This is a genomic window from Pseudoalteromonas sp. Scap03, from assembly GCF_013393115.1.
Taxonomy (GTDB): Bacteria; Pseudomonadota; Gammaproteobacteria; order Enterobacterales; family Alteromonadaceae; genus Pseudoalteromonas.
This window is the reverse complement of the sequence record NZ_VDEU01000001.1, coordinates 2,504,101-2,528,541: the sequence shown is the minus strand read 5'-3', so window position 1 is coordinate 2,528,541 and position 24,441 is coordinate 2,504,101. Positions and strand designations below refer to the sequence as shown.

Sequence of the window (24,441 nt, the reverse complement as noted above, 5' to 3'; positions counted from 1 at the left end):
GATGCGATTCGCTATTGTTTTTATAAGCTTATGTTTTGCCACTTCGTTGGCGTCATTTGTATGGGCAATAGAAAATGACAATAGCAATCAAAGTATTGATTGTTTAAATTATGTTTATCCAAAAACGATGCGAGTTGGTGAAGATGAAATTCTTTATCCGTTAGTTTTATTGAGAACGGCCTTACAATACAGCGGCGCAAAATATACATTAAAAGCATCGAGTATTTCTATGCCTCAAAGCCGCTCATTAAAACAAATTATACATAATGATGAAGTCAACGTTGCATGGACCATGACTTCACAGCAGCGAGAAAAAGAGCTATTGCCCGTAAGAGTGCCTATTTTTAAAGGTTTATACGGGTGGCGCTTATTGGTAACCACACAAAATAAGCTCAATAGTTTTTCAAGCATGAATAGTCTGAGCGATTTCAAACAAGTACATTTTATACAGGGACATGATTGGCCTGATACACAAATATTATTAGATAGCGGTTTACCTGTAGTAACATCAATTGAATACAGCTCTTTGTTTAATATGTTAATTAAAGGCAGGGGCGATGTATTTCCTCGTTCGTTGCTTGAGGTTGAAACGGAGCTAAATACCTTTAAAGGTGATGCAAAACTTACAACTCTTCCTCAGTTAATACTGCAATACCCAAGTGCAATTTACTTCTTTTTTAGTAAAGATACGCCCGAGTTGGCCTATGCTGTTGAAAATGGCTTAGCGGTCATGCGTAAAAATGGCGAGTTTGATCGCTTATTTAATGCGTATCATCGCAGTGCCATTGAGCACGCAGATATCAAAAATAAGATTATTATTAGATTAGAAAACAAAAACTTACCATTACTAACACCACTTGATAATACTTCACTTTGGTTTTCAGAAAAAGACATGTAAAACCCCATGAAACAAAAAATATTTATTATTGGCTTACCGCGAACCGGTACCACCAGTGTATGCAATGCATTTTTACATTTTGGTATACCAACTGCTCATACTGCATACACTACCGCCTGTTTTGATAATGCGGTCGCAATTGCAGACACTCCCATATTTAACGATTTTAAAGTATTAGATAAATACTATCCTGGCGCAAAATTTATATATTTAGAGCGAGAGCTTACTGCATGGATACCATCAATAAGACAGCTTTTACAGCGAATGCACACTAATTTAACCCGTGCAGATGGTGGCTTTAACATTCATTTAAAGCGCTGTTATTTAAATACATTTAAAGACTTTTCACTAGAGAATATAAATAACGACCAGTATTTAACTGATTGTTATAACGTACACATTAATAATGCTAAGGCTTATTTTAGTAATCGAGAAGATGATTTTTTAGCGATAGATATTGCCAACCCTAACAGTTTTAGTCAGCTTTGTGATTTTTTAAATATTACCTCTGAGTTAAATGGTTTTGAAAAAATGAATATGGGGGGTAAGGTCACCGCGTGGAATGATATAAAACATCCATTAAAAATTGAATCGACAGCGAAAGGGCGGATAGATAAATTTTTACCTTATGAGAGACAAATTTAAACCGCGAGCAAAGATTTTTATTTTTAAATACGCTAAAATCCACGCATTATTTTATAAGTTGTATCCATATGTTTGAATTAAAATACCACACGCCATTTGAATGGACCGAAGTTGTTTTAGCCGACTTTGAAACTTTTTTACAAGACCACGCTGCTGCTGAAAAAAAAGCATCGGGCATGGCTATGTCTATGCTTTCACATTACCCTGATAAGCGTAAATTAGTTAAAGCCATGACTGACTTAGCCTTAGAAGAGTTAATTCATTTCAAGCAAGTGCTGAAATTACTCATTGAGCGTGATACTAATTTAGGTGACGATAAAAAAGACCCTTACATTAAACAAATTCGCGCACACTTTAGACATGGTCGCGATGGTTTTTTAATGGACAGGCTACTTGTTGGCGGTGTAATTGAGGCGAGGGGACACGAACGTTTTTCTTTAGTTGCTGAAGCTTTACCTGAAGGAAAAGAAAAAGATTTTTATGTTGCGATAGCCAAGTCTGAAGAAAAACATAAAAATCTATTTGTTGAACTTGCTTACGAATACTTTGATAAACAAGAAGTTGATGATCGTTTAGAAGAGTTATTAATAATAGAAGCAGAAATTTGTAAAAATATACCGTTTACTGCTGCTCTACATTAATAGTTAACCACGGCATGTTGATAGCAAGTTAGCATGCCAATATAAATACTTCCCTCTATTGTTATGAAAAATATTGTTTAATAACGCATAACTAGATCAACTTAACTGCACTTAGTTAACACTGCCTAACAATAAACAGCTATTATCATTTTAATGTATAGCTTGCTTTAAGGACGTGAACCGATGCAACCAATTCATCATATTGCCGTGCTTACCTCTGGAGGTGATGCTCCGGGAATGAACACCGCTTTATTTGCCATCGTAAAAACCGCTCAACAACAAGGCATAAAAGTGTCAGGAGTTCGAAAAGGATATGAGGGTTTAATTGATAATGATTTAGTGACACTTGATTGTAAAAACCTGCAACAGAGTATGCACTTGGGTGGTACCGTTTTAAAAACCGCACGCAGTGAAAGATTTAGAACGGAGGCAGGTAGACAGCAAGCTTTAGCTACAATTGAACATAATAATATTGATGCCTTAATTGTCATAGGTGGCGATGGCTCTTTTAGAGGCTGTTTATGGTTATCACACATAACCAATATCCCTTATATTGGCATTCCTGGCACCATAGATAACGATATTGCAGGCACAGATTACACCTTAGGATTTGATACGGCAGTAAACACATCAATGCAATGTATTGATAATATTAGAGATACTGCAGAATCACATAATAGGGTGTTTGTTATTGAAGTTATGGGGCGTGATTCCGGATATATTGGCACTTATGCCGGTTTAACCTCTGGTGCAGATTCAGTATTGATCCCTGAAAATGACAAAGATATCGATGATTTATTGCTAAAGATTAGCGATTATCATAGCGAACACGCATTTATCGTGGTGGTATCTGAGGGCGATGAAAATGGTGTTGAATATGTATGTGAAAAAATAACTGCCGTAAATCCAAGTATAGATTTACGTGTAACCAAGCTAGGGCACTTACAGCGCGGCGGAAACCCATCGGCTGCGGATCGTATGTTAGCAATAAGATTAGGCGTACACAGTGTTAAGGCTTTATGTGCTGGAGAAAGCGCTAAAATGGTGGGTATTTTAAATAACACAGCTTCAAATACTCCTATTCAAGGTGTTGTAAAACAACATGTTATAAATGAAGAGCTGCAAGGGCTGTTATCTGTATTTTGTCGCTAACGACTAATTAAATGGGAATAATGAACAATGCGAGATAATAAAAATTATAAAATGACAATTATTAAAGGTATTACAATAAGTTTTTTATTAGCCGGTTCAACAGTCGTATTGGCCAAAGATGATTGTGCAGATTTAACGGGATGTGCGAAAAAGCCTGTGAAGTTAACCTCGAGTTATTAGCTTCAAAACGCCAAGGTAATTCACACAAAGTTGCAGGTCTTAATAAAGCACTTAATAACATAAACGCATATTGTACCAATGATGGATTAAAAGCAGAGTTACAACAAAAAATAGATGATACAAATTCAGAAATTGAAGAATATAAAATCGATCTTAAAAAAGCTAAGCGCCAAGGTAAGCATGGCAAAGTTGAAAAGTATCAGCAAAAGCTAAGCGACGAAACTAAACAGCTTAAGCAATTAATTGATGAGCTAAATAGTTTGGTTAATTAAAATGTCATTACAGAGTTTTTATATTTAATAAAGTAGAGCATTTTATTGAATATAAATATTATGCGATAAAAGGGCTAAAATACCGTGTTTATAAGTGACCTAATTGCCAATAGTTGGTTTGATAAAGTACACTCTTATCTTATTTAACATAATATAAATCGTAAGCCTTTGATTTTAATGTAGGCCGCAAGGGCCCTACATTTACCGATAATAGTAACGACATTTTGACGGGGGTAAAAATCACTTAAGCAACGCTTTTACGCCAAATTTCAGCGAGGTCATTATCACCTTTAAATTCAGCCTTATAAGCCTCCAATAAGGCCATTGTTTCCAATGGTTTAGGGTGGTCTGCGATTAATAAAAGCTTTAGTGAAGTATAGTCCTTAAATTCACCTTTCCCCGTTCTAACATTGCTAACTGCTTGTTTTGATATACCAGTCAGTTTGCTAACCATATAGTCAGAGTCAATATCTGCGGTGCTCTTAAACCATTCTAAAAGCTCAAGTGAGTTGGTTATTTTCATACGTTTTGTGTCCGTCTTGGCGTGTCGGTATTTTGATTATAGTCGTAGTCAATCACTATTGCATTAGTCCTGAGTACTTGACCTAGTAATGCGCACTTGACTATCATCCCTTACGAAGCAGTCGCACGACTGCTTTATTCGCTTGGCGGCGGGTGGCGGTTACTTAATTTAAAGAGTAACCGCCGCACACAAAACCAAGCATGAACAAAACGTAAAAAATTGTAAGGCCTTCGCCAAGGGGATAATTATGTGTCAATTCAAAAGTGGTGAGTTATTTAAACTTAAGCGCGAAAAAGTAAAAAAATTTGAGGTTTTATTTCATAAAATAAGGCTTTTTAGAGACTCAGGCGTAACAGAGCAATGCAGGTTAGTAAGTCATATAAATAGCGGTGTTAAGCAAAATATTATCTCAGCCATTGGGCGTGATGAACTGGTGTTTGCAAAATTAATTTACCGCAGAGCAAGAATTGCGGGGTTGCCGTTATGAGCCAATTTCACCAAGATATTCAGGAGCTGCACGATGATGAGCAGCACTGGAACTATGCACGCGGAAAAGCAGCGCAACTCAAACTTGCATTTAAAAATAAAATGGCAGCAATGCGCCGCGAACAACAAATTCAAATACAGCAAGAGCGCGAACGCAATTATCAGTGTTCAGATTCTGCTATTCGTTACGATGCCTTACATGCTGCCGCGTATCATTCAAAGGCGGGACAGTTATGAGAACGAATCAACAACTTTTAGTTTCTGGCTTTGCGTATCAGGCTATCAACGAGCTTTACAGACTTAACGAGAATAACGAAGAGCTGCCTTTAATGGGTTTTATTGTAGTGTGTAAACTTCTTTATATTCTTAGAAAGCTAGGGTTACAAGCTCAGCACATGCTTTTAGATTTAAGGCTTAGCCATGTTGTTACTAACTGTGGTGTTGGGTATCTACCGCTAAATTTAAAGGCGGGACAGATATGAATATATTGATACCCGAACGCATTATTGAAGATGCAATTCAAAGCGCCCAAAGTGGCGCTTTTTCTGCGTTTGCAGTTCAGCCAGCAACCGAGCGTGATATTGAAGAGTCATTGACATGGCTTGAGTATATCGAGTCACACTCTAAACAAATCCGCGAAGCGGCCGCGAAAGCGGAAAAAGATAGGCTTGTCAAAAGGCGCAAAAGTCCGACACAGCCAAAACGCGAAGATAATCCGCGTTCTAAACAGTCTCTTTTGGCTGATAAGGCGCAACGCCTTGATAGTTTATATCGCAATGCCCTTAATAATTTAACGCCTAAGAAACGCGCTGAGCGCCTAGGTGTTGATAGTGACGAGATTTTAAATCTTGAAACGGGCGAAATCACCCCGAAAAAAACCGCAGAAATTGAACGCGGACATTTTGCCAGCAAACCACTTGAAGCAGATAAAACCGCAAAGGTGCATTTTCAAAGCCGCAATTGGTGTGATGGTTTCCGTGTTGTTTGCACTCAAAATACCCGCGCAAGTGATGCGCCGGACGCAAACACAGGTGAGCGCATAACTCAAACAGTAACCAGCCGCGCACGCGGTAAAATTATCGATAGCGGCTTATACATGCAAGCTGTGAAAGGTGGGTTTAATTGTTTTACCACTGTAACGCTAGACGCTAAAGCACGTTGGCGCATTGATAACAACCATTACCAGAAAGTAGCAAAACGCCCAGCGGGCACAAAATTAAATGCAATTTACACGGCAAATGGTGAATTGGTTCACCCTGAAATTGTTTCAGTTGCGCCGTTTACCGCTGTCACGTTTGAGCGTTCAACCATAGGCCAAGAATTAAGCCGCTTTTTTGACTCACTTGGCAAAATGCACAAGCGCGGTTTTGTTGCTACTGGCGATATTTCAAAAACCCCAAAAGCGAAAAAATACAGGTATGGGCTTATTGAGTGCATTGGCAGAAATGACCGTCTTTATCCATGGGGTAAAGTTTCAAGTGTTGGCGCAAGTGGCCGCGTAGAATCTGATTTGATGCACGACAACGAAAGGCTATACCCATGGGGTGCGGTTGAGTGCATAGAGCAATGCGAAAAACGCGCAATTACCAATAATAAAATGGAAGTGACCGCCATAGAGTGCGAGCAATCAGCAACAAAAAAACCTGTATTCGATTACTTATGGGTAGCTGAAGCGCCAGTAAAAAAATTAGGTTCAAAGGAATATGAATTTAACGGTGAAAAATACGAGGTTGAATGTATTGGCGAACAAAACTACCACGCGCACGTTTTAATGCGCTGGAATGTTGAGCCCGTATTTTTTCATGAGTGGGCGGCGCGTATCGAAAGTTTATGGGGGCAGGGTTTTGTAACAATCGAGCGAATTAAAAACGCTAAAGCGGCTGCAAGCTATTTGCTTAAAGCGCTTGGCTATATGGTGAAAGGTGGCGAGGGTTCGCAGGGTGAAATACGCGGCAACCGATACAACATATCAAAGCACGCACGCGCTGAAAGTTGGGAAAACTGCGCAACCCATGAAGCGCAACACATGTACGGGTTAATACAAGAATACATGCAAGGGCTTGAAGCGAAAAAAGAGCGAAAGCTATTCAAGCAATTAGAGTTAAAAAACACATTAGGCACTATCGAAAAGCTAAAAAACGTTAATAAAAAAGACTTTAGCGAAAAGCGGGCGCAATTTGTTGAAAAGCTTGAACAAAAATTAGAAAACGTTAGCGAAAAAATTAGCGAAATATCGACCGAATTAAACGGGAATTTCGCACGCGGTGGTGTTGCCAAGTTTGCCAGTGAATCGGCCTTTGTTGGCTTTATTGATTGGGCTATCGGTGTGAGAGGTTGGCAACTAAAAACATCGTTTTTAAATTCAACAACCGCAGACGTTGAAAAAGAAAAAACAGAAGAATCCACAGTTAATAAATTGCTAAAACAAACAAGGCGATTTTATGACAATTCAATGAGTGCTCTTTGTGATTTTTACAGTCGCTTTGAGCCTGTAAATAATTACGGGGTATTAGATTTTGAATAAAAAATTATTAGTGATTAAAGAAAAAATTGCAGATGCAAGTAAGTTAAGCCCACTGCAAGCAGGTAAAAAAATAGCCGCCGCTGAAAATATTTTGAATGATGCCATAGAGCTTGTGGCTGATATTGATTATCGCTTGGAGCAAGTAGAGCAGGTTTTAAGCTTAAGTAATTTGGAGCAATTAATTAACGGGGGTGATGATGAATACTAAATCAAACAATCCAGATTTGGGGGCGGTTGAGTGTGACGGTTGCGGTGGCTTTGCCGCAGTTCGCCAGCAAAAAACGGGCAGAAAATATTTATATCTTCACTGTAAAAACTGCGGAATGGATAAGCGCAGCGGCGAAAAGTTACAAGCGAAATGGCGAAAAGCTATCGGCGAAAAACCGCCAGAATTACCCGCTTTAAATAGCGAGCCAGCCCCGCAAAATTTAAGCGCTGGCGGTGAGTGGATACCGCCAGAAGTAAAATACGAAATCGAGCGAATTAACAATGAAAGTAAAACAACCGAATTGGAGAAAGCAAATGCAAGAACAAGAGAACCAAACGAACCAGCAAAGCGAATTAACAACGAGCAAAACAGTATTAGCACAAGCAATGGAGGGGCTGCGAATGGGTTCGGTTTCTTCATCTGCGGCGCATTCGCCGGACTCGCAGCAATCGCAGGGCTTAGACGATAGCGAGCCAGAAAGAAGATATAGCGAATTAGATAGCTTTATTAATGGTGACGATAGCGAAACGGATGGCGAAACCAACGAAACCGAAAGCGAAGAAATGAGCGAGCAAGACGCCGCAATAGCAGCGGGTTTTTTTGTTGATACGGGTGCGGGCTTTATTGAGTCTCAATTTGATTACCCTGTAACAATTGATAATGATACAAGGGTTGCAATAGCAGAAGCCGCCGCACCTGTATTGCTGAAAAATGCAAAGGGTGCAAATTTGCCGCCGTGGGTACAGGCTTTATTTGTAAAATACAAAGAAGAAATGAAGTTACTTGGCGTGCTCGCAATGGCGGGGTTATCTATTCGAGGTCAAATAAAAGCAGCAAAAGAAGAATTAAACGCCCAAAAATCAGAGCAAAAAAGCGAAAAGCAATACGATAAAAGCGGGGAGGTAACAATTGGCTATTAACGAAAACAACGAACTAGACCCGTTACACGTTTGTTATTTGGCGGGCACGGGTGGCGGTAAAACAACTGCAGTAAAATTAATAGACGGCCTAATGGGTGAGCAAGTTGCAATTTTTGATTTGTATAACGATTACAAATTCGATGCACGCAAAAAAAGCCCTTTTAATGGTTTAAATAATCGGCCTGTTTATCACTACCAAACGCGAGCAAAATTCGCTCAGGCTTTCGCTGATGCGTGGCGAAGTGGTCAGCGTTTTGTTGTTGCTTATTCGCCGCAATTTAGTGACTCGCTAAGCCAAAAACAAGCAGTTGAAGCAAAGCAAAAAGAATTGCACTGGTTTGGGCGTTTAATGTGGATGGCCGCAGACGGAAACAGGCGCTTAGATGTAATTATTGAAGAATTGGCAAAGCTATCAACCGCAATAGGCAAAGACAATTCAATAGTGGGAGAAATGGCAACGGGTGGGCGAAAATACGGCCTAGTGCTTCACACTATTTTTCAGCGTTCGCAGGAAGTACCAAAAACAATTTGGAATAACAGCCCGCGAAAAGTGCTGGGCGCTCAAGAGTCACGGCACGATGCAAAGCTCATTGCTGTAGAGTTAGACGCTGATTTAAATGATGTTATTCAACTAAGTAAAAAGAATAGCCAACACCACAAAAAGCGACTGCATTATTTGGTGAAATCACGCGGCGGAATAGGAAATATCGAGCCGTATTATATAAGCACATGCAAGGCATCAGCTGGTTTTGGTAAGTGCTTTAAAATGCGATTTAAAGACTTGAGGTGTGACTGATGGGCTACGATACGGTTTATAGACGAAAGACATTATCAAAAGAATGGCAGAGAGCATTAAGGGTAATTTCCGATATAAAAAATGAAGCGGGAAAAATAAAGACGAGAGAGTGCTTTGACTTCAAGCAGTTAGTTGCTGTAGATGGTTTTTCAATAAAGTTCGTTATTAAAAAATCACAATGCGAATTTGTTGTTGTAATGGTAAAAAATGACGGCTTTGGAAATTTAACCTATTTTTACGGTCGTGACGTGAGTGTCGAGGGTAAGGGGTGGCCAAGAATAAAAACAAAGGTAAAAGCGGTTTCTGAGTTCATTTTAACTGAGATGTTATATGAGGATTTTTTAGAATAAAGAAACAAAAAAGAGCGAATTTCGCTCTTTTTCGCTATCTAGGGAGCGAAACCCGCTCGACCGTAGAGCGAAACGCTTGATTTATTGAATATCGAATTTTAACGGGCAATAACGCCCTCATTTAAATTGGGTAATCAATTATGTTAGATAAAAAAGTTTTAATCTCTGTAGGCGTTACGCTTGCAATTTTGGCCGTTCTTACAAACGTTCGCGCCGCACGTCCTGTTAAACGTATTGTTTTAGGTTAAGGGGGTTGTAATGCGAAATATTGCCCCACTAAATAAAATTACAGGTGTTGATGCTGGCGGTACGGTATCGCTAACACTACCCGTAAACCTTACATACGACAAAATACACTTTGAGTATTCAGGTGTAACACCATCGCAAATTAAAAATTTAAAAGTTGAGCTTAACGGCCGCACGTTAACCGAGTACGCAACACTGCAAGACTTGCTTAATGAAAATAAATACTACAACCGAGAAGTGGTTGCAGGTTTAGCAACTATGCACTTTGTGCGCTCAGAAGTTAAAAGTTCAAAGCAGCCGCAATTAGTTGAGCAACGTTTTTTTGGCTTAGGTACTGCGGGCTTATCGCTTGCACAAATTAAATTTGATATTGACGCAGCAGCAACTGCACCAGCTATTAAGGCTTACGCTGAAAAATCAGCAGCGAGCGCACCGGGCTGGTTATTCAAGCGCCGCTCATACCGCTACAACTTTTCAGCGGGTGTGAATGAAGTTGAAAACCTACCAAAACCAAACGGCGCTTACATTGCCATGATTGAAATTAAAAAAGCGGGCGTTACATCGGCCGAATTTTTAGTAAATAACGTTAAATGGCGAGAACACATCCCAAAAACGCTACACAATCAAATTTTAAAACAAAACGACCGTACACCAATTGCAGATATTCACGCAGTAGATTTAATGCTTGACGGTGATGTTTTCGGCGCGCTAATGCTTGACCCTGCTATCAATGATATGCGCTTACGTATTGACTGTGAAAGTGAAGGTCAGTGCGAAATTGTTGTTCATTACTTTGATAGCTACGCAAACAGCTCATTCTAAGGGGGTGAATTATGTTTAATTTACCATCGGGCTTAAGTAATGCCACGGCGCTACCAGCGCCGCAGGTATTACCAGAGGGGCAGCCTACGCAATCGGCGTGGGGTAATTTTGGCGGCTTTGTTAATTCGGCGCTTGGCAATGCAATGAATGTTTACGCTCAATATGAGGGCATTCAGGCAATGAAAAACGCCGCAGGTGTAGCGCGTGAAGAGCAAAGCAACACAACCGAGCTTGAAAACGGCGCGGCGGTGGTTGTTGACGTTCCAAAAACACAGCCAACACAAGCAAAAGCGACTGAAACAATGGTTTTCGGTTTTCCACAAAAGCAGGTAATCATGGCCTTTGGTGGCTTACTGGTTGTCGGCGTACTTCTAAAGGTGGCTAAGTCATGAGTTCAAAAGGCTTAAAAGCGTTTGCAAAAGGCGTGGGAGTTGCAATTGTTGCAGCCATTGCGGCCGAGTACATACGCGATTTTTTACGTGATGATAAAAAGGCGGCCAAGTAATGCTTGGCGGGCTTACCAGTCTAACGGGTGGCGGCGGCTTAAGTAGTTCGAGTTCAGCCGCAGCCCAAACAGGCGAGCAAAAAAGCAGCATAGGCTTTACAGGTGGTTCGATTAACTTCGGCCAAAGCAACAACAATCAAATTTTAATTATCGGCGCGGTGGCACTGGTTGCCCTGTACTTACTTAAAAAATGATTGAATTTTGCAGGTTTGTAGAGCTTCACAAAATCAAGCGGGCGGCTGGTTCACCCGCTGATTTTAAACAAATTAAAACCGAGCTTGAAAAAGGCGTGTCACGGTTCGTTAAAATATTCGATACATACTTTGTACTTAGGGTTGACGGTGATGTGTTAACCGTAGTTTGTGCAGAGGGAAAAAACATAAAAAAGGCTAGTTTTATAGTTAATGAATTAGCGTGCAGATTAAAATTAAATTTTATCGAATTTCATACCAAGCGCCCCGCACTAGCACGACTTTTAAAACGTTGGAATTTTAAATTTTATAAAACTGATAGTAATAATTATCAGGTTTTCCGGATGGTGGCATATGGGCGGTAGCAGTTCAAAATCAGATAGCAAACAATCAACGAGCAACACTAGCACGTCTTTTGGCGTTCAAGGTGATAACAACGGATTTATAACAAATGGCAGCGGTAACAGTTACAACATAACCCAAACAGACCACGGTTTAGTTGATGGTCTTGTTGATATTTGGGGTGATATGGCGGGCAATCAGCGCGAAATGACCATAGCCGCAGAAAACATGACAAAAAGCGGCTTTAACTTTGCTAGTGACGTTAACCGAGATTCGCTCGACTTTGCAGGTGAAACCCTAGCTGATGCTTATGGCTTTGGCGGTGATGCACTCAGTGCTATGCAAGACTCGCAAAATCAGGCGTTTAATTTTGGTGCCGATGCGCTGCAAATGACGGGCAATCTAGCAACCGATAGCATAAACGCTCAAAACTCACTAGCTGAAACGTCTATCAAAGAAAATAGCGACTTAGCGCGCAGTGTTACAGAAATGGCCGAGAACATGCACGGCAACAATACCGCCTTTGCTAATAACGCCATTTTAACCGTGTCTGACTCGCTAGGTGATGCCAACAACAACATGGCAGATTTGGCGTATTTCTCAATCGAAAACAATAGCAATCTAGCAACCGATTTAGCAGCGGGTGCAGTTGATAAAGTTGCCGATGCTTATCAAGACGCGGGCGACCAAACAATTCTAGCGCATAAACAGGCGTTACAGTTCGCAGACCATGCCAGCCGTTCAGACGGTCAGCAACTGGCAATTAGCACAAACGAAACAATGAAATATATCGTAATCGGCTTAGGTGGCGTTGCTATTCTTGCCGTTGTTTTTATGGGGCGTAAATAATGTTTATTCGTAAATTTTTAAAACCAAATAAAGTTGATGAGGTGAATGCAGAAGGCCGCTTCATAAAAGTGATGAATTGCGAAGGTATTTTTAGAATCCGCGCATTAAGAAAAGGCAGCGCGATTATAGATACAGATGCGGCGGCGGGGTTTGACGTTCAAACTAATGAGCCGTTTGATTTTATCGAAATAACCTCAGATATTGAGCAAAAGTTACAGATTTGGGTATCGGCGCATAAATTAAGTTATGACGCATTGAGCACAAAGCCAAACCGTTCAGCTTCATTTATATCTGAGCACTACGGACTATCACAGCAAATATTACCGTATGACCCATCACAAAGCGGCGCAAAGGTCGCACTATCAAGTGGTGGTTTTTGGGTGGGTGGTGAGGGTGTTAGCAGTGAAAGCGGGATTTATGTAGCTCAAGGTGAAGTTTACCAGCACAATTCAGCAGCACCGTTGCACGCTTTTATAAATGATAAGCCGGATTTGATTTTAGATATAACTACAAAGGAATCTGTTTTAGTGCTTGGTGATAACGAATGTCGTGGGTGGGTTGTTTTTGAAGATAAAATGCTCTTTAAAAATCAGGCGAACAGCTCAAGAATTGTAAATTTAGACACAGGCGAGATAAAAAATGTTGCTCACAGTTACAATTCGGCGTGTGTGATTAACGATATGATTTTTTTAACGGCGGGGTCGTCAACTTTTAAATTAATAGATTTTGACGGTGAATTAATAGCGGATATTGAAAACCCATTTGCCAGCGGTTTGAGCGGGGCGCTTCCATATGGCTGTGAAGTCAGTGACGGCGGCGTATTAATTAGCGTTAACTTTCCAGGCAAGCCAAGCGAGATACATTATTACAAAGATGGTGTTTTTAGTGTGAGAGATGGTGTTGATTTACTCTTAAAAGGGAATGGTGCAGCTGAAAAGATTTTTAGAGATGAGATTGACGGGCGATTATGGGTATCAATTGATTCAGATTGGTATTATTCAGATGATGAGCTAGTCACGCTTAGTGAAAAAATAATTAATCAGTCAACAGGCGCAGCAGATAAACCTGTATTTTCTAATAAATACGTCTGTTTTACATCAAACACCAGCTCAAAAGTATGGGTTAGGGAGACCGGACAAGTTTTAGACGTTTATGCGTTCGTGCCATCACCTAAAGCGGTGGCCGCAGTGGGTGATGCAATATTAGTTTTATCAGGTGATAAGGTTTATATAACTGAGGATAACTTTAATACGTACAGCATAGCGTATACGAATAATCGCGTTTTTTGTGACAGGCTTTACGGTATGTTTGATGTTGTTGGTAATGAGCTTGTTGCATGGGTTAATGACTCAACCGCAAATAGTGAGATTTTAAAATTCGGATTAACACCGGATTTAACAAAGCCAAAAGCCTTATTTAGAGTTTTTAAGGAGTCGTTCTGATGAAAAAATCAACGGTTCTTTTATCTATGGCAGGGCTTGCTGCGTTGGCGGGTGTTACATCAAGCTCTGGTACGCCACGCGGTATCCGCAATCACAATCCGCTAAATATTGAAGCTCGCGAAAGTTGGGTTGGTCAAGTTGGGGATGATGGTCGCTTTATCATTTTTGAAACGCCTTTACACGGCTTTAGAGCAGCGGGGCGCATTATGCGCTCCAAAGCAAAGCGCGGGGTTCGCACCATTGAAAGTATCATTAATGAATGGGCACCGGACAATGAAAATCATACACAAAATTATATTAACTTTGTCAGCGATAAGGCAGGGTATCCCGCCGATATGGTGTTAAATGATGCAGCATATCCCGCTGTATTGTCAGCAATGGTAACAATGGAAAACGGGCAAAACCCGTACACCATGGACGAAATAAAACGCGGCTTTGAGTGGGGTTATTATGGGTAAAATATTCGAACGTAGCTTACCAGCGCTAATAAGTTTATTTGGCGTGTATTGGCTAATTAATAACTTTGTTGAAAAAGGCCGCGAAATTACCGCACCAATAACAAAACCAGTAAGCAAAGCACTTGCTGAAATTCAATTCTTTGTTAATGGCAGTAATTACATAACCCGCGCATGGGCTGGTTTTTATCTTGAGCAATCAAAACTCGACTACACATTAAAAGTCGCTGATATGCAGTGGCTTTACGCAATCACTAAATTAAATGACGGCAATGAAGCGCTATTGAATGAGATATTTGACAGTGACCTGCGGTTAAAAAGCCAATATAGGCCGCTTTTAAATGGCCTTGTTGATGCTGATACAATCGCAGCAGCGGCTAAGGGGTAGTTATGGACTGGTTTTTATCGTTACTAAACCCGCTTGATACATGGTTAAAAAACCGCGCAGCAAAAGCAGATGCAGAGCATAAGCGCGATTTAGCCATAATAAACAACCAAGCACGCTTGGCGCAGTCAGAAAAAGACTATAACCACCAATGGGAAATGGCAACACTGCAAGACAAAGACAAAGGGTTAAGGCTTTTTAGTTTTTGTATGTTTACCGCGCCCATTTTAATTACAGTCGTATCACCTGAGCATGGCTCGCAAATATTCACAAACTTGGAAAACGTGCCACCGTGGTTAGTACAAACATGGATAGCAATTAACGGCGGCGTTTGGGGTCTTGCCAGTTTAAAAAACATCATCCCTCAGTTTGTTGGTCAATTTAAGGCGGTTAAAAATGGATGATATTATTTTAAAAATAGCAGCAACCGCAATAATTACAGGTGCAACCAGTGCCGCCGCAGTAGTGGCAGCGCTAAAGGTGCATATTGTTTATTTAAAAGCAGCTATTGAATTGCAATACAAAAACCATGGTGAATTGGCTGTTAGGGTGGGCGTTATTGAAAATGAAGTAGCAAAACTTAACGTTTTACGCGCCAAAAACGAAAGCGGGTGAGTGTCCAGGGTACAAAAGTGTAATATATTGATTTTATTAAAAATAACCCCGCAAAAGTGCGGGGTTTTTAAATTTAGGCGGTTTTTTTGCCCTCGTATTTCTTCACAATTTCTTTCAACTTAAACTTATCACTCATGTTAATTAAATCATGGCCAATCGCCTTAAGCGTATCACTGGCTTTAACCAAATCATTTAAATGCGTAATTTGTTGTTGCAGGGCTAAAACGTGGTTTTCGTTATAACGCACTGAACGCTGTAAAAAATCAATTTTGTTAATGTAGCTTGGTTCGTACCGGTTGCCGCTTGGCGTCCATAAATATCCGTCTCTGCAAATACTAAAGCCTTGCCAATCCTTGTGCATAGAAACCATGCCTTTTATGCGTTGCTCAAGCATAGCAACGGCACGCGGGCACGGTTTATTATCTTTAATCCATCGTTCAAGCGTTCGTTCAGAGTTAATAAATAAAAATTCCATGGCGGCGCGGCGGTCAAGTTTACCAAAATTCATAAATCCAGCGCGAAAAAGTAACTGTTTAAAATTAGTCATTATTATTCCCTTGATTCCATTGACGTTGTTATTAATGGTCTACGCGGAAAAAACTTTGATGATTTTTTTAGATTGATAGCAGGGTGTTCAATCAATAATACTGATTGAGCGTATAACACTGAAAACATGTAAAAATAAACAGTTCGAGCAATCATAGCACGCTACCTATAATTCACGCCATTTTGTCGGTTTTGACGTCATTTAACATAATATAAATTATAGGTAGTGGTATTTAAGTGCATGTGTGGCGCTCTATTTTAATAACTTCAAGCTCACTAAGTCCAATACTAGACGGTATCGGACATTAAGTGCATTTAAACGACTATTACGGTAATTCATAGTTATCAGCTTGAGGTTCCTTAATGCTTGGCTTAATATTAAACCACAAGCCGTAAAAAATGTTGAAGTATTCATATGGAATTTGTACGCCCACTCGAACCAATTTTAATTATTGATGATGTTAAACAAATCCGTGCTGACTTAAGCCAAGTGTTAGCCGGCTTAGGTTTTGATGACATTATTGAGTGCGATAATTTTGATTGTGCTAAACCCTTACTTAGCGAAAAATCACCCAACGTTATATTTTTAGATGTTGATTTACCTGATTCTGAAAGCATCGAAATTTTAGAGTCGATCAATAACGAGCACCCATATGCTCATGTGGTTATGTGCTCAGGCCATAATAGTTTTGAGACCGTACAAAATACTTGGGAACTTGGCGCAAAAGAATTTATAGCCAAGCCTTTCAACGCGCAAAAAGTTGATGCCGTAATGAAACGTTTAGAACTGATAGATTAAAGGACATTATGCAGCATCTAGTTACCACTATTATTGATGATCTATCTACCGTTATATTTGGCAAGCAACAACAAATAAAATTAGCATTAACCTGTTTGTTTAGTGAAGGTCATTTACTAATTGAAGACTTACCAGGTATGGGTAAAACCACTTTATCGCATGCATTAGCTGCTGTTTTGGGGTTGTCGTATCAGCGTATTCAATTTACTAGCGATTTATTACCCGCTGATATTATTGGTACCAATATTTTTAATAATAAAGAACACAGTTTTTCATTTCATAAAGGCCCAATTTTTAGCCAAGTAGTACTTGCTGATGAGATAAATCGTGCGGGCCCTAAAACCCAAAGTGCGTTATTAGAAGCGATGGAAGAACAACAAGTAACAGTAGATGGAGAAAAGTACCCGCTCCCTACTCCGTTTTTTGTTATTGCTACTCAAAACCCTTTATATCAAGCAGGAACTTATCCGCTGCCAGAATCGCAATTAGATCGTTTTTTAATGCGTATAAGCTTAGGCTTTCCACCTAAAAACGCTGAAAAAAGATTACTATTAAACAATCAAAAGCGCGATTACTCCCAATTACCACAGCGAATTAACCAGCAACAACTTAAACAAATACAACAGGCTATAGCAAATGTTACACTAAGCGCTCCGGTTGTTGATTATATAATTGAATTAGTGACTTACACACGTGAGGCTCAATCGTTAGCTGCTTCGCTTTCACCAAGAGCCAGTATGGCGCTGGCAAAATCTGCAAGGGCATGGGCCTATATTGAAGGTCGAGACTTTGTTCTACCTGAAGATGTACAAGCGGTATTTTCTAGTGTGTGCCAGCATCGATTAGGTTTGCATAGTGAGTCTGGCAAGAACCAAATTGCAGACATTTTAAAACATGTTTTAGTGCCCGTTTAGATCAATGGGTATTTTAAAATTAAAACGCCCTACTTTTATTCGTGCTATAAAAAGTACAATTTTAACGACATTATTAAAAAATAAGCACAAAAAAAACAGCATCACTTTAACGCATAATACTATCTATGTTTTGCCTTCCACACTGGGTGTATATTTTACGATTGTTGCACTATTAAATTTTGTAATGGGAATTAATTATCAAAATAATTTAATACTGTTTATGGCGTATTTAATGTTTGTGATTATTATTTTTGCCTTGTTGCTAGGTTATAGCAACGCAAAAGGATTAACTGTCAGCTTTAAAAATACTATTGAGAGTTATGCGCCACAGCAACCTCAGTTAGTGTGGCAAATAAAATCAAACGACACATGTCAGTCAATCACCTTAAGTTATCCCAATAATTTTGAACAAAACTGCTATATAGAGAGTGTTAAAGCCGATACCATACAATGCCAGTTACCATTGCCTTATTTAAAGCGCGGTCGCTATTTACTAAAGCCAATAAAAATTGCCAGTAATTATCCATTTGGTTTGGTGAGTGTATGGAGCTATATTCAACCAGATCATACCGTTTATGTTTACCCTTCAATTATTAAAACACCAAATCAAAAACAATTAAGCCAAATGACTGCTAATGATGATGAAGGAGCTGAAAAACATCTAGGCGATGATGAGTTTGACATTCTAATCAATCACTTACCAGAAATGGGATTGCAGCGAGTTTCGTGGAAACACTACGCAAAAACTCAGCAATTATTAGTAAAACAATTTAGTGATTTTAAATCTGCCGATACACAATTTGACTTTAATTTAATGACAGGCGATACCGAGCAACGCTTAGGGCAATTGTGTTACCTAGTATGCCAAGCGTTTGAAAGCGACATTAATTACTCGTTGAAATTGCCCAATAAGGTCATAGAAAATGGCTCCGGAAAGTTTCATCAGCAACGCTGCTTACAAGCTTTAAGTAATGTAGGCGCTGATTATGAATAAGATCAAAAATCAACGCGTTATAAATTTTTCTTTGTCATTTATTTACTTAGGGTTAGTGAGCTTTTTTATAGAGCACTTGCCCCTGCCCTTTATTATTATGCTCAGCACGTTATGTGGCTGGAATATTTATTTAACCCTTAAATACAAACAAAAGCCCAATGCGTGGCTGGCCAACGGACTCGCTGCAATAGCATTAATTATTATGCTCAGCAGTATTGGCTTTAAAGATACCGTGGTGCTGTTTGTTGCCATGCTTTTGCTGTCATGCGTTTTTAAATTACTACAGGCAAAAACAAAGCAGCATTATCAATTGATCATCACCCTCACATTCTTTTCACTTTCAGCTGTGTATTTGTTTAGCCAAACTATTTTTACCACTTTAATTATTAGTACACTGTATATTTTAAATTTTGCTGTACTTGGGTTACTTGAATCTAGTCATAGTTTAAAACTGTCATCAAAACAAAGTGCTAAAATAATATTTCTGGCTTTTCCTTTGGCAGTTGTACTCTTAATATTTTTACCAAAACTCCCTGCATTTTGGCAATTACCTGGGCCAAAAATGGCGCAAACAGGCCTATCTGAACAAGTAGACCCATTTGATATAGCTAAATTATCAAACTCCGATGAATTGGTTTTTAGAGCGAAGTTTGATAATAATTCAACCACGCCTCCTTATTACTGGCGCGCTATTGTACATGATGAATTTGACGGTAAAGCTTGGAAAACATCTTCATTTTTAAAGCAAGCAATGATGTTACCAAGCCAAAATAGCAGCAATGGAAACACCACTCAATACTCAATAATTGCTGAGCCAGCAATGGCTGATTGGTTATATGGGCTTGGCTATGCCAGTAGTAACAATGAAAATGTAGTTTCCAACTCAGTCGGCTTGCTGCGTAAAAAACAATATAAATCCAAAGTGTTAAAATATTCTGTTAGTACTAAACCATTATCGACTAAGAAGCTTAATAGCGTAGAGCAGCGTTTTTATAAAACGCTTACTGTGAGTAATAACCAAAAAAGTTATCAACTGGCGCAACAGTTAAAAAACAGAAGTGCTAACGCTGATGAGCTTTTTAATAAACTGCTAGATTATTTTTCGCAAAATAGTTTCAGTTACACTCTTACGCCAACACCTATGCGCGGTGATGATACGCTTGATCAATTTATGTTTAATAATAAACGTGGCTTTTGTGGTCATTATGCCAGTGCAGCTGCCTTTATTTTTAGAAGTGCTGGCGTTCCAGCGCGGGTAGTAAGCGGATATTTAGGCGGAGAGCATAATCAAAACAATGACTATATTACCGTTCGTCAATACGATGCGCATGCTTGGGTTGAGGTATATACTAATGCAGGCTGGAGAATATTTGATGCAACAGCGGTTGTTGCGCCCGAACGATTAAATGGTTCTTTATCACAGAGTGCTGCATTAAATGATGAATTTAAAAATAATATTAATTTTGGTTTAGTTAGCTTAAGTAATTATGCTGCCATAAACTGGCTTCGCCTAGAATTAGAAAACCTCGATTATCAATGGTCTAGTTGGGTGCTGGGATTTGATAAAAATAAACAACAAGATTTATTAGCGTCCCTATTTGGTAACACTTATGTTTGGTTAGTACCGCTTGGGGTTATTATTGTTTTAATTTTAAGTTTTAGTGCTTATTTTATTTATATCAACCGCCCCAAGGCAACAACAAAACAACCTCCGCTGGTAAAAGAGTATTATCAAATACTCAGTTGGGCTAATAAGCACACTATAAACTACCCTGAAAATGCTACACCTATTCAAACATTACAACACATTAGTCAACAAGCCCCCTATGCAGAGCAACAAATAACCGCCTTTTGTCACTTATTTGAGCAAGTGCGCTATGCGAGACAACCATTTACCAAAGAACGTAAAAATCAGGCTAAAGATCTGATAAAATTAATTAAATCTATAAAACAGAGAAATCTATGAACGCAGTTATTATAGGCGTTATTTTAATGCTTGGACTCACTTTGGTCCGCGTAAATGTGATTGTTGCAATGACAATAAGTGCGCTTGTTGCCGGATTAACCGCAGGCATGGGCTTAAAAGAAAGTATTGATGCTTTTAATTCTGGCTTATCATCAGGCGCCGAAATTGCTTTAAGCTATGCGATGCTAGGTGCATTTGCCGTCGCTATCTCTAAGTCAGGCTTAACGCGTATTTTGGCCGCTAAGTTACTCGCTAAAGTAAATGCTCAAACAGGCTCTAGTGAAACCATATTAAGCTACTTTATTCTGTTTATTATTTTGATTTGTGCTATCTCTTCTCAAAACTTGGTGCCGGTGCATATCGCTTTTATTCCCATTTTGATCCCGCCGCTGCTTGTTGTGTTTAATAAACTGCGATTAGATAGACGTGCCATTGCTTGTATTTTAACCTTTGGTTTAGCCACCTCGTACATGGTGCTGCCGTATGGTTTTGGGGGTATTTATTTATACTCAATATTACATAAAAATCTAGTTGATAATGGCCTTGAGATTGTTAATACCAGTGTCCCTTTAGCAATGATAATTCCAGCTATTGGTATGTTTGTCGGCTTGTTGATTGCCCTATTTATTAGTTATCGAAAACGCCGCGAATACACAAGCACAGCATTAACAGTTCAAAGCCAACAAGCTGATGTTGAAAACCCAAAAAAGGTAATGCTGGTTGGTTTATTTGCCGTGCTTGCTTCTCTGATCGCTCAAAATGCCAGTGGCTCAATGATATTAGGTGGCCTAGTAGGGGTGGTTATATTTAGTGTATTTGGTGTGGTTAAGTGGGAAGAAAACGGCGACGTATTTAGTAAGGGTGTTGCCATGATGGCAATGATTGGTTTTATTATGATTTCTGCGCAAGGTTTTGCTGCTGTAATGAAAGAAACCGGACACGTTGCTAGCCTAGTCCATAGCAGCGCCGCCATTTTTGACGGTAATAAACCCATTGCAGCTGCAGTAATTTTATTAGTCGGCTTATTTATAACCATGGGCATTGGTAGTTCATTTTCGACTGTGCCTATAATTGCAACCTTATTTGTGCCTTTATGTTTAGAGCTAAACTTTTCTGTAATGGCAACCGCTGCACTTGTTGGTACGGCTGGCGCATTAGGTGATGCCGGCTCCCCTGCCTCTGACTCTACTCTAGGGCCGACATCAGGACTTAATGCTGACGGACAACACGACCACATTTGGGATTCGGTTGTGCCAACCTTTATTCACTTTAATATTCCGTTATTGGTGTTTGGCTGGATAGCCGCTATGGTTTTATAGTTATTTAAAGGCGTGCATTGCACGCCTTTTTATTAGTCTCATTTATTACTTTAATACGCCCTGCTCATTGAAAAACTAATACTTTTTATCTTGTTTAATTGCTAAGTTGGCCATTAGATAAATAAAGTATGATGTGTTCTTTATGGTTAATAATATAAGCACCATAATTGGTGCTTATATTATTTTTACTGTTAGGTGTTATAACTCAAAACCATGCAGCATTTTGTCACACACGACAGGTGTTGGCCTGTGGTTATCATCAACAGCAACAAAGATAAAGCTGCCTGTAATAGCAGAGTGCTTGTTATCTTTGTGCATAGTTTCTAGGAATATTTCAACATCCACTTTTAAACTGGTATTCCCCACATGCGATACCTTTGATATCAACTCAGCAAATGAACCAGCAGGAATAGCTTCTTTAAAATCGACTCTATCTGATGAAATAGTTACTAATGGTTTACGGCAAAAACGGGTGGCAGCTATAAAAGCAACTTCATCCATCCATGCTAATGCGTCACCACCAAATAGCGTATTATGATGGTTAGTACGCCCAGGAAATACGGCCTTAGTTACCGAAGTGGTCGAATCTTTTATACGTTGCGCAATAATGGCTTCGCGCTCTACTTGAGTCATAATCTCTACTTTTTGTTAGCTAATGTGTCTTGCATTAATAATGCAGGGTCAAGGCGTTCACCTTGCCAATTAAATCGCCAATCTAAATGCGGCCCAGTTACACGGCCCGTAGCACCTATTTCAGCTACCTTTGTACCTTGTTCAATCTTCTGCCCTACTTTTACATCAAGCTTACTTAAATGAATATAAGTAGAAGTAACCCCATGCCCATGATCTAAAATCAAAGTACCACCAGAGTAATATAAATCTGGTTCAGCAAACACCACGGTTCCGCTGATCGGTGCATACACAGGTGAACCTGTTTTGTTTGCTATATCTAAACCAAAGTGTGGCCTGCGAGGTTCGCCATTAAAGTAACGTTGGCTACCATAAACACCTGAAATGCGCCCTTTTGCAGGCCTAAGTACTGGCTGTAAAAAGTATTCTAAATCAGAGTTAACAGCCCGTGCTTTTCGAACTGCGATCGCTTCACGGCTTATACGTTCACTTACTGCTTTTGGCGGCGATACGTATTTTTTAGCAACACCGGTAATTTTATCTATATCGTAATCGCGAAGAGTAATAACTAAATCTTGGCTGTGGCCTTTACCGGTTTTATCTACCCAGCTTAATGTATGTACAGGTTTTGCATCACGGCCAAAACCAAATACAAATAACCCATTATCAGCAAGTTTTAACGACTTACCATTGAGGCTTACCGACTTAGCGTTATCTAATTGCCCTGTTACTAGGCCGCCTTGAGTTAAATGCCCTTTTAGCTCAAGCGCTATAGCACTAAAGCTAGTTGATACAATTAACGCCGAAACTAATAAGGATTTAAGCATAACTAATCGACCCCTTTCCAACACCTTCATAGGCGGTAATTTTAACGTCTTTTTCTGGGTGCTCTAATTTCACTTGGCTGGCAATGTAGTCAGCAATACATTCTACCGTGGTGTCAATTGGTAAAATGTCGCAACGTGATTCACTAATAGCCATTTCAAAGTAACCTTGCGCCGCAGTATACGCAAAACAAACATCATCACTTTTAGCTGAGATATGTTTTAATTCAGAGACGTTTATTTGATCTTCACTAGTTGCTAAGTAAATATCACGCCATTTATCAGCCCACTGTTTTTGCAAACGAGGCATAGAAATACCGCCAAGGCTTATACCAATTTGTGAGCGATGACCATGAATAATACGCTGGCAATTACCATCATGCTTTTTAAGGCCATGGCTATAGTGGTAATAAAAGCTCTGATTGTGCTCAGGCTTTAACACCAACTCAATCTTTTCAATATTATCAGGAAGCTGTGGCAGTATTGTGGCAACTAAGTACTCTGTTACTGATTCAACGTTAATCTCATCAGTATCTATTAAGCAATATGCTTGATGAGGTGCACTCATTGCAAGGTGCTTGTTATCAGCAAATTTACAATCTAATGTTTTGTGATCAGCAAACTCGTTGATGCTGCCGTTTATGTTGTTAGGGACAGCTAAACGGTGATCTATACACTCATCAATAATGCCTTTAATTTGCTTTTTAACTAAGCCAAAGTCTAAAACCATAGACTCTTCGTTTAGTTTGCCATGTAAAGTCAAATCAACAATCCAACTTTCGCCAACTGCACCGCGTTTATTGCATAAGTAAGAAAAATCAATCACAGTGAGTGAGTTAACAAAAAGGGTCATAAATTTCCTTTAAACTGATTAAAAGTCAGCCCCAATTATAATGATTTCTGTTAGTAATTGCGCGGTTTAATCATACTAAAATCAGTTGCATTTACTGATTGCTTATAATTAAACCATTTTTTAACTGCTCCGAGTTGTTTAGCGTACAA

General features: G+C 39.4%; 33 protein-coding genes. 28 read left to right on the top strand and 5 right to left on the bottom strand.

All coding sequences use genetic code 11. The annotated features are described in order from the left end of the window. Position 1 precedes the first annotated feature (1 nt). The 5 genes from FHG08_RS11525 to FHG08_RS11505 all read left to right on the top strand — a co-directional run bounded on the left by FHG08_RS11525 (position 2) and on the right by FHG08_RS11505 (position 3,788). Complete coding sequence (locus FHG08_RS11525; RefSeq protein ID WP_178956084.1) at positions 2 to 898, top strand: transporter substrate-binding domain-containing protein; 897 nt, start codon at positions 2 to 4, stop codon at positions 896 to 898. Positions 899 to 904: 6 nt separating this feature from the next. Continuing rightward, on the top strand, positions 905 to 1,543 hold the full coding sequence (locus FHG08_RS11520) for a sulfotransferase (RefSeq protein WP_178956083.1): 639 nt from the start codon (positions 905 to 907) through the stop codon (positions 1,541 to 1,543). A gap of 68 nt (positions 1,544 to 1,611) precedes the next feature. Beyond that, a complete protein-coding gene (locus FHG08_RS11515; RefSeq protein ID WP_008114635.1) occupies positions 1,612 to 2,184 on the top strand; it encodes a tRNA-(ms[2]io[6]A)-hydroxylase in 573 nt (190 codons plus the stop codon). A gap of 183 nt (positions 2,185 to 2,367) precedes the next feature. After that, positions 2,368 to 3,336, top strand: a complete 969-nt coding sequence (locus FHG08_RS11510; protein ID WP_178956082.1) for an ATP-dependent 6-phosphofructokinase — start codon at positions 2,368 to 2,370, stop codon at positions 3,334 to 3,336. Between the two features lie 140 nt (positions 3,337 to 3,476). Beyond that, positions 3,477 to 3,788, top strand: coding sequence for a DUF1090 domain-containing protein (locus tag FHG08_RS11505; RefSeq protein ID WP_256729697.1), 312 nt, complete (start codon positions 3,477 to 3,479; stop codon positions 3,786 to 3,788). A 244-nt stretch (positions 3,789 to 4,032) separates the two neighbouring features. On the opposite strand, the gene FHG08_RS11500 is transcribed toward FHG08_RS11505, so the two are convergent. Further along, positions 4,033 to 4,311, bottom strand: coding sequence for a hypothetical protein (locus FHG08_RS11500; protein ID WP_178956081.1), 279 nt, complete (start codon positions 4,309 to 4,311; stop codon positions 4,033 to 4,035). 247 nt (positions 4,312 to 4,558) lie between these two features. On the opposite strand from FHG08_RS11500, the gene FHG08_RS11495 reads away from it, so the two are divergent. From FHG08_RS11495 to FHG08_RS11410, 18 genes are all read left to right on the top strand, one after another. Beyond that, positions 4,559 to 4,798 (top strand): hypothetical protein, encoded by a 240-nt coding sequence (locus FHG08_RS11495; RefSeq protein ID WP_178956080.1) that lies wholly within the window; start codon positions 4,559 to 4,561, stop codon positions 4,796 to 4,798. Then, on the top strand, positions 4,795 to 5,034 hold the full coding sequence (locus FHG08_RS11490; RefSeq protein WP_178956079.1) for a hypothetical protein: 240 nt from the start codon (positions 4,795 to 4,797) through the stop codon (positions 5,032 to 5,034). Before FHG08_RS11495 ends, FHG08_RS11490 begins: the two co-directional genes overlap by 4 nt. Beyond that, entirely contained in the window at positions 5,031 to 5,279 is a 249-nt protein-coding gene (locus FHG08_RS11485) for a hypothetical protein (RefSeq protein WP_178956078.1), read from the top strand. Before FHG08_RS11490 ends, FHG08_RS11485 begins: the two co-directional genes overlap by 4 nt. After that, positions 5,276 to 7,321 (top strand): hypothetical protein, encoded by a 2,046-nt coding sequence (locus FHG08_RS11480; RefSeq protein WP_178956077.1) that lies wholly within the window; start codon positions 5,276 to 5,278, stop codon positions 7,319 to 7,321. Before FHG08_RS11485 ends, FHG08_RS11480 begins: the two co-directional genes overlap by 4 nt. Continuing rightward, positions 7,314 to 7,529: a hypothetical protein gene (locus tag FHG08_RS11475; protein WP_178956076.1), complete on the top strand. Its 216-nt coding sequence runs from the start codon at positions 7,314 to 7,316 to the stop codon at positions 7,527 to 7,529. The genes FHG08_RS11480 and FHG08_RS11475 overlap by 8 nt, the downstream gene beginning before the upstream one ends. Then, the gene (locus FHG08_RS11470) at positions 7,519 to 7,998 is read left to right on the top strand and encodes a hypothetical protein (protein WP_178956075.1); all 480 of its coding nucleotides are present in this window, start codon (positions 7,519 to 7,521) and stop codon (positions 7,996 to 7,998) included. The genes FHG08_RS11475 and FHG08_RS11470 overlap by 11 nt, the downstream gene beginning before the upstream one ends. Next, on the top strand, positions 7,931 to 8,449 hold the full coding sequence (locus FHG08_RS11465; protein ID WP_178956074.1) for a hypothetical protein: 519 nt from the start codon (positions 7,931 to 7,933) through the stop codon (positions 8,447 to 8,449). Before FHG08_RS11470 ends, FHG08_RS11465 begins: the two co-directional genes overlap by 68 nt. After that, positions 8,439 to 9,245, top strand: coding sequence for a hypothetical protein (locus tag FHG08_RS11460; RefSeq protein WP_178956073.1), 807 nt, complete (start codon positions 8,439 to 8,441; stop codon positions 9,243 to 9,245). Before FHG08_RS11465 ends, FHG08_RS11460 begins: the two co-directional genes overlap by 11 nt. After that, positions 9,245 to 9,595: a hypothetical protein gene (locus tag FHG08_RS11455; RefSeq protein ID WP_178956072.1), complete on the top strand. Its 351-nt coding sequence runs from the start codon at positions 9,245 to 9,247 to the stop codon at positions 9,593 to 9,595. Before FHG08_RS11460 ends, FHG08_RS11455 begins: the two co-directional genes overlap by 1 nt. Before the next feature lie 258 nt (positions 9,596 to 9,853). Continuing rightward, the gene (locus tag FHG08_RS11450; protein ID WP_178956071.1) at positions 9,854 to 10,663 is read left to right on the top strand and encodes a major capsid protein P2; all 810 of its coding nucleotides are present in this window, start codon (positions 9,854 to 9,856) and stop codon (positions 10,661 to 10,663) included. An 11-nt stretch (positions 10,664 to 10,674) separates the two neighbouring features. Continuing rightward, positions 10,675 to 11,055: a hypothetical protein gene (locus tag FHG08_RS11445; protein ID WP_178956070.1), complete on the top strand. Its 381-nt coding sequence runs from the start codon at positions 10,675 to 10,677 to the stop codon at positions 11,053 to 11,055. A 112-nt stretch (positions 11,056 to 11,167) separates the two neighbouring features. Next, positions 11,168 to 11,362 (top strand): hypothetical protein, encoded by a 195-nt coding sequence (locus FHG08_RS11440; RefSeq protein WP_178956069.1) that lies wholly within the window; start codon positions 11,168 to 11,170, stop codon positions 11,360 to 11,362. Positions 11,363 to 11,713: 351 nt separating this feature from the next. After that, complete coding sequence (locus FHG08_RS11435) at positions 11,714 to 12,550, top strand: hypothetical protein (protein WP_178956068.1); 837 nt, start codon at positions 11,714 to 11,716, stop codon at positions 12,548 to 12,550. Next, positions 12,550 to 13,992 carry a hypothetical protein gene (locus FHG08_RS11430; protein WP_178956067.1) on the top strand — a complete coding sequence of 481 codons (1,443 nt, stop codon included), beginning with the start codon at positions 12,550 to 12,552 and terminating at the stop codon, positions 13,990 to 13,992. The genes FHG08_RS11435 and FHG08_RS11430 overlap by 1 nt, the downstream gene beginning before the upstream one ends. Then, complete coding sequence (locus tag FHG08_RS11425) at positions 13,992 to 14,450, top strand: virion protein (RefSeq protein ID WP_178956066.1); 459 nt, start codon at positions 13,992 to 13,994, stop codon at positions 14,448 to 14,450. Before FHG08_RS11430 ends, FHG08_RS11425 begins: the two co-directional genes overlap by 1 nt. Continuing rightward, entirely contained in the window at positions 14,443 to 14,835 is a 393-nt protein-coding gene (locus FHG08_RS11420) for a hypothetical protein (RefSeq protein ID WP_178956065.1), read from the top strand. Before FHG08_RS11425 ends, FHG08_RS11420 begins: the two co-directional genes overlap by 8 nt. A 2-nt stretch (positions 14,836 to 14,837) precedes the next feature. Beyond that, positions 14,838 to 15,236, top strand: coding sequence for a hypothetical protein (locus FHG08_RS11415; protein WP_178956064.1), 399 nt, complete (start codon positions 14,838 to 14,840; stop codon positions 15,234 to 15,236). Next, positions 15,229 to 15,447, top strand: coding sequence for a hypothetical protein (locus FHG08_RS11410; RefSeq protein WP_178956063.1), 219 nt, complete (start codon positions 15,229 to 15,231; stop codon positions 15,445 to 15,447). Before FHG08_RS11415 ends, FHG08_RS11410 begins: the two co-directional genes overlap by 8 nt. Positions 15,448 to 15,520: 73 nt before the next feature. Here FHG08_RS11410 and FHG08_RS11405 read toward each other — a convergent pair whose 3' ends face one another. Next, positions 15,521 to 15,994: a DUF3653 domain-containing protein gene (locus FHG08_RS11405; RefSeq protein ID WP_178956062.1), complete on the bottom strand. Its 474-nt coding sequence runs from the start codon at positions 15,992 to 15,994 to the stop codon at positions 15,521 to 15,523. 414 nt (positions 15,995 to 16,408) lie between these two features. Here FHG08_RS11405 and FHG08_RS11400 point away from each other — a divergent pair, with 414 nt between their 5' ends. Genes FHG08_RS11400 through FHG08_RS11380 form a run of 5 tightly spaced genes read left to right on the top strand, consistent with a single transcriptional unit; the run spans position 16,409 to position 21,985 of the window. After that, positions 16,409 to 16,792, top strand: a complete 384-nt coding sequence (locus FHG08_RS11400) for a response regulator (RefSeq protein WP_055012203.1) — start codon at positions 16,409 to 16,411, stop codon at positions 16,790 to 16,792. An 8-nt stretch (positions 16,793 to 16,800) separates the two neighbouring features. Then, positions 16,801 to 17,706: a MoxR family ATPase gene (locus tag FHG08_RS11395; protein ID WP_178956061.1), complete on the top strand. Its 906-nt coding sequence runs from the start codon at positions 16,801 to 16,803 to the stop codon at positions 17,704 to 17,706. 4 nt (positions 17,707 to 17,710) lie between these two features. After that, positions 17,711 to 18,700 (top strand): DUF58 domain-containing protein, encoded by a 990-nt coding sequence (locus FHG08_RS11390; RefSeq protein ID WP_178956060.1) that lies wholly within the window; start codon positions 17,711 to 17,713, stop codon positions 18,698 to 18,700. Next, positions 18,693 to 20,666, top strand: a complete 1,974-nt coding sequence (locus FHG08_RS11385; protein ID WP_178956059.1) for a DUF3488 and transglutaminase-like domain-containing protein — start codon at positions 18,693 to 18,695, stop codon at positions 20,664 to 20,666. The genes FHG08_RS11390 and FHG08_RS11385 overlap by 8 nt, the downstream gene beginning before the upstream one ends. Continuing rightward, complete coding sequence (locus tag FHG08_RS11380) at positions 20,663 to 21,985, top strand: Na+/H+ antiporter family protein (RefSeq protein ID WP_010389979.1); 1,323 nt, start codon at positions 20,663 to 20,665, stop codon at positions 21,983 to 21,985. Before FHG08_RS11385 ends, FHG08_RS11380 begins: the two co-directional genes overlap by 4 nt. A gap of 198 nt (positions 21,986 to 22,183) precedes the next feature. Here the strand turns inward: FHG08_RS11380 and FHG08_RS11375 are convergent, their stop codons facing one another. From FHG08_RS11375 to FHG08_RS11365, 3 genes are read right to left on the bottom strand one after another with little or no spacing between them, the layout of a single operon-like run. Then, a complete protein-coding gene (locus FHG08_RS11375) occupies positions 22,184 to 22,618 on the bottom strand; it encodes an acyl-CoA thioesterase (RefSeq protein WP_178956058.1) in 435 nt (144 codons plus the stop codon). Positions 22,619 to 22,623: 5 nt separating this feature from the next. Then, positions 22,624 to 23,442: a M23 family metallopeptidase gene (locus FHG08_RS11370; RefSeq protein WP_054200907.1), complete on the bottom strand. Its 819-nt coding sequence runs from the start codon at positions 23,440 to 23,442 to the stop codon at positions 22,624 to 22,626. Next, on the bottom strand, positions 23,435 to 24,292 hold the full coding sequence (locus FHG08_RS11365; protein ID WP_178956057.1) for a 6-carboxytetrahydropterin synthase: 858 nt from the start codon (positions 24,290 to 24,292) through the stop codon (positions 23,435 to 23,437). Before FHG08_RS11365 ends, FHG08_RS11370 begins: the two co-directional genes overlap by 8 nt. Positions 24,293 to 24,441 lie beyond the last annotated feature (149 nt).

Coding starts and splice junctions, on each gene's coding strand:
- FHG08_RS11525 (WP_178956084.1), top strand. CDS start 2: ATGCGATTCGCTATTGTTTTTATAAGCTTATGTTTTGCCACTTCGTTG.
- FHG08_RS11520 (WP_178956083.1), top strand. CDS start 905: ATGAAACAAAAAATATTTATTATTGGCTTACCGCGAACCGGTACCACC.
- FHG08_RS11515 (WP_008114635.1), top strand. CDS start 1,612: ATGTTTGAATTAAAATACCACACGCCATTTGAATGGACCGAAGTTGTT.
- FHG08_RS11510 (WP_178956082.1), top strand. CDS start 2,368: ATGCAACCAATTCATCATATTGCCGTGCTTACCTCTGGAGGTGATGCT.
- FHG08_RS11505 (WP_256729697.1), top strand. CDS start 3,477: ATGTGCGAAAAAGCCTGTGAAGTTAACCTCGAGTTATTAGCTTCAAAA.
- FHG08_RS11500 (WP_178956081.1), bottom strand. CDS start 4,311: ATGAAAATAACCAACTCACTTGAGCTTTTAGAATGGTTTAAGAGCACC.
- FHG08_RS11495 (WP_178956080.1), top strand. CDS start 4,559: ATGTGTCAATTCAAAAGTGGTGAGTTATTTAAACTTAAGCGCGAAAAA.
- FHG08_RS11490 (WP_178956079.1), top strand. CDS start 4,795: ATGAGCCAATTTCACCAAGATATTCAGGAGCTGCACGATGATGAGCAG.
- FHG08_RS11485 (WP_178956078.1), top strand. CDS start 5,031: ATGAGAACGAATCAACAACTTTTAGTTTCTGGCTTTGCGTATCAGGCT.
- FHG08_RS11480 (WP_178956077.1), top strand. CDS start 5,276: ATGAATATATTGATACCCGAACGCATTATTGAAGATGCAATTCAAAGC.
- FHG08_RS11470 (WP_178956075.1), top strand. CDS start 7,519: ATGAATACTAAATCAAACAATCCAGATTTGGGGGCGGTTGAGTGTGAC.
- FHG08_RS11465 (WP_178956074.1), top strand. CDS start 7,931: ATGGGTTCGGTTTCTTCATCTGCGGCGCATTCGCCGGACTCGCAGCAA.
- FHG08_RS11455 (WP_178956072.1), top strand. CDS start 9,245: ATGGGCTACGATACGGTTTATAGACGAAAGACATTATCAAAAGAATGG.
- FHG08_RS11450 (WP_178956071.1), top strand. CDS start 9,854: ATGCGAAATATTGCCCCACTAAATAAAATTACAGGTGTTGATGCTGGC.
- FHG08_RS11445 (WP_178956070.1), top strand. CDS start 10,675: ATGTTTAATTTACCATCGGGCTTAAGTAATGCCACGGCGCTACCAGCG.
- FHG08_RS11440 (WP_178956069.1), top strand. CDS start 11,168: ATGCTTGGCGGGCTTACCAGTCTAACGGGTGGCGGCGGCTTAAGTAGT.
- FHG08_RS11435 (WP_178956068.1), top strand. CDS start 11,714: ATGGGCGGTAGCAGTTCAAAATCAGATAGCAAACAATCAACGAGCAAC.
- FHG08_RS11430 (WP_178956067.1), top strand. CDS start 12,550: ATGTTTATTCGTAAATTTTTAAAACCAAATAAAGTTGATGAGGTGAAT.
- FHG08_RS11425 (WP_178956066.1), top strand. CDS start 13,992: ATGAAAAAATCAACGGTTCTTTTATCTATGGCAGGGCTTGCTGCGTTG.
- FHG08_RS11420 (WP_178956065.1), top strand. CDS start 14,443: ATGGGTAAAATATTCGAACGTAGCTTACCAGCGCTAATAAGTTTATTT.
- FHG08_RS11415 (WP_178956064.1), top strand. CDS start 14,838: ATGGACTGGTTTTTATCGTTACTAAACCCGCTTGATACATGGTTAAAA.
- FHG08_RS11410 (WP_178956063.1), top strand. CDS start 15,229: ATGGATGATATTATTTTAAAAATAGCAGCAACCGCAATAATTACAGGT.
- FHG08_RS11405 (WP_178956062.1), bottom strand. CDS start 15,994: ATGACTAATTTTAAACAGTTACTTTTTCGCGCTGGATTTATGAATTTT.
- FHG08_RS11400 (WP_055012203.1), top strand. CDS start 16,409: ATGGAATTTGTACGCCCACTCGAACCAATTTTAATTATTGATGATGTT.
- FHG08_RS11395 (WP_178956061.1), top strand. CDS start 16,801: ATGCAGCATCTAGTTACCACTATTATTGATGATCTATCTACCGTTATA.
- FHG08_RS11390 (WP_178956060.1), top strand. CDS start 17,711: ATGGGTATTTTAAAATTAAAACGCCCTACTTTTATTCGTGCTATAAAA.
- FHG08_RS11385 (WP_178956059.1), top strand. CDS start 18,693: ATGAATAAGATCAAAAATCAACGCGTTATAAATTTTTCTTTGTCATTT.
- FHG08_RS11380 (WP_010389979.1), top strand. CDS start 20,663: ATGAACGCAGTTATTATAGGCGTTATTTTAATGCTTGGACTCACTTTG.
- FHG08_RS11375 (WP_178956058.1), bottom strand. CDS start 22,618: ATGACTCAAGTAGAGCGCGAAGCCATTATTGCGCAACGTATAAAAGAT.
- FHG08_RS11370 (WP_054200907.1), bottom strand. CDS start 23,442: ATGCTTAAATCCTTATTAGTTTCGGCGTTAATTGTATCAACTAGCTTT.
- FHG08_RS11365 (WP_178956057.1), bottom strand. CDS start 24,292: ATGACCCTTTTTGTTAACTCACTCACTGTGATTGATTTTTCTTACTTA.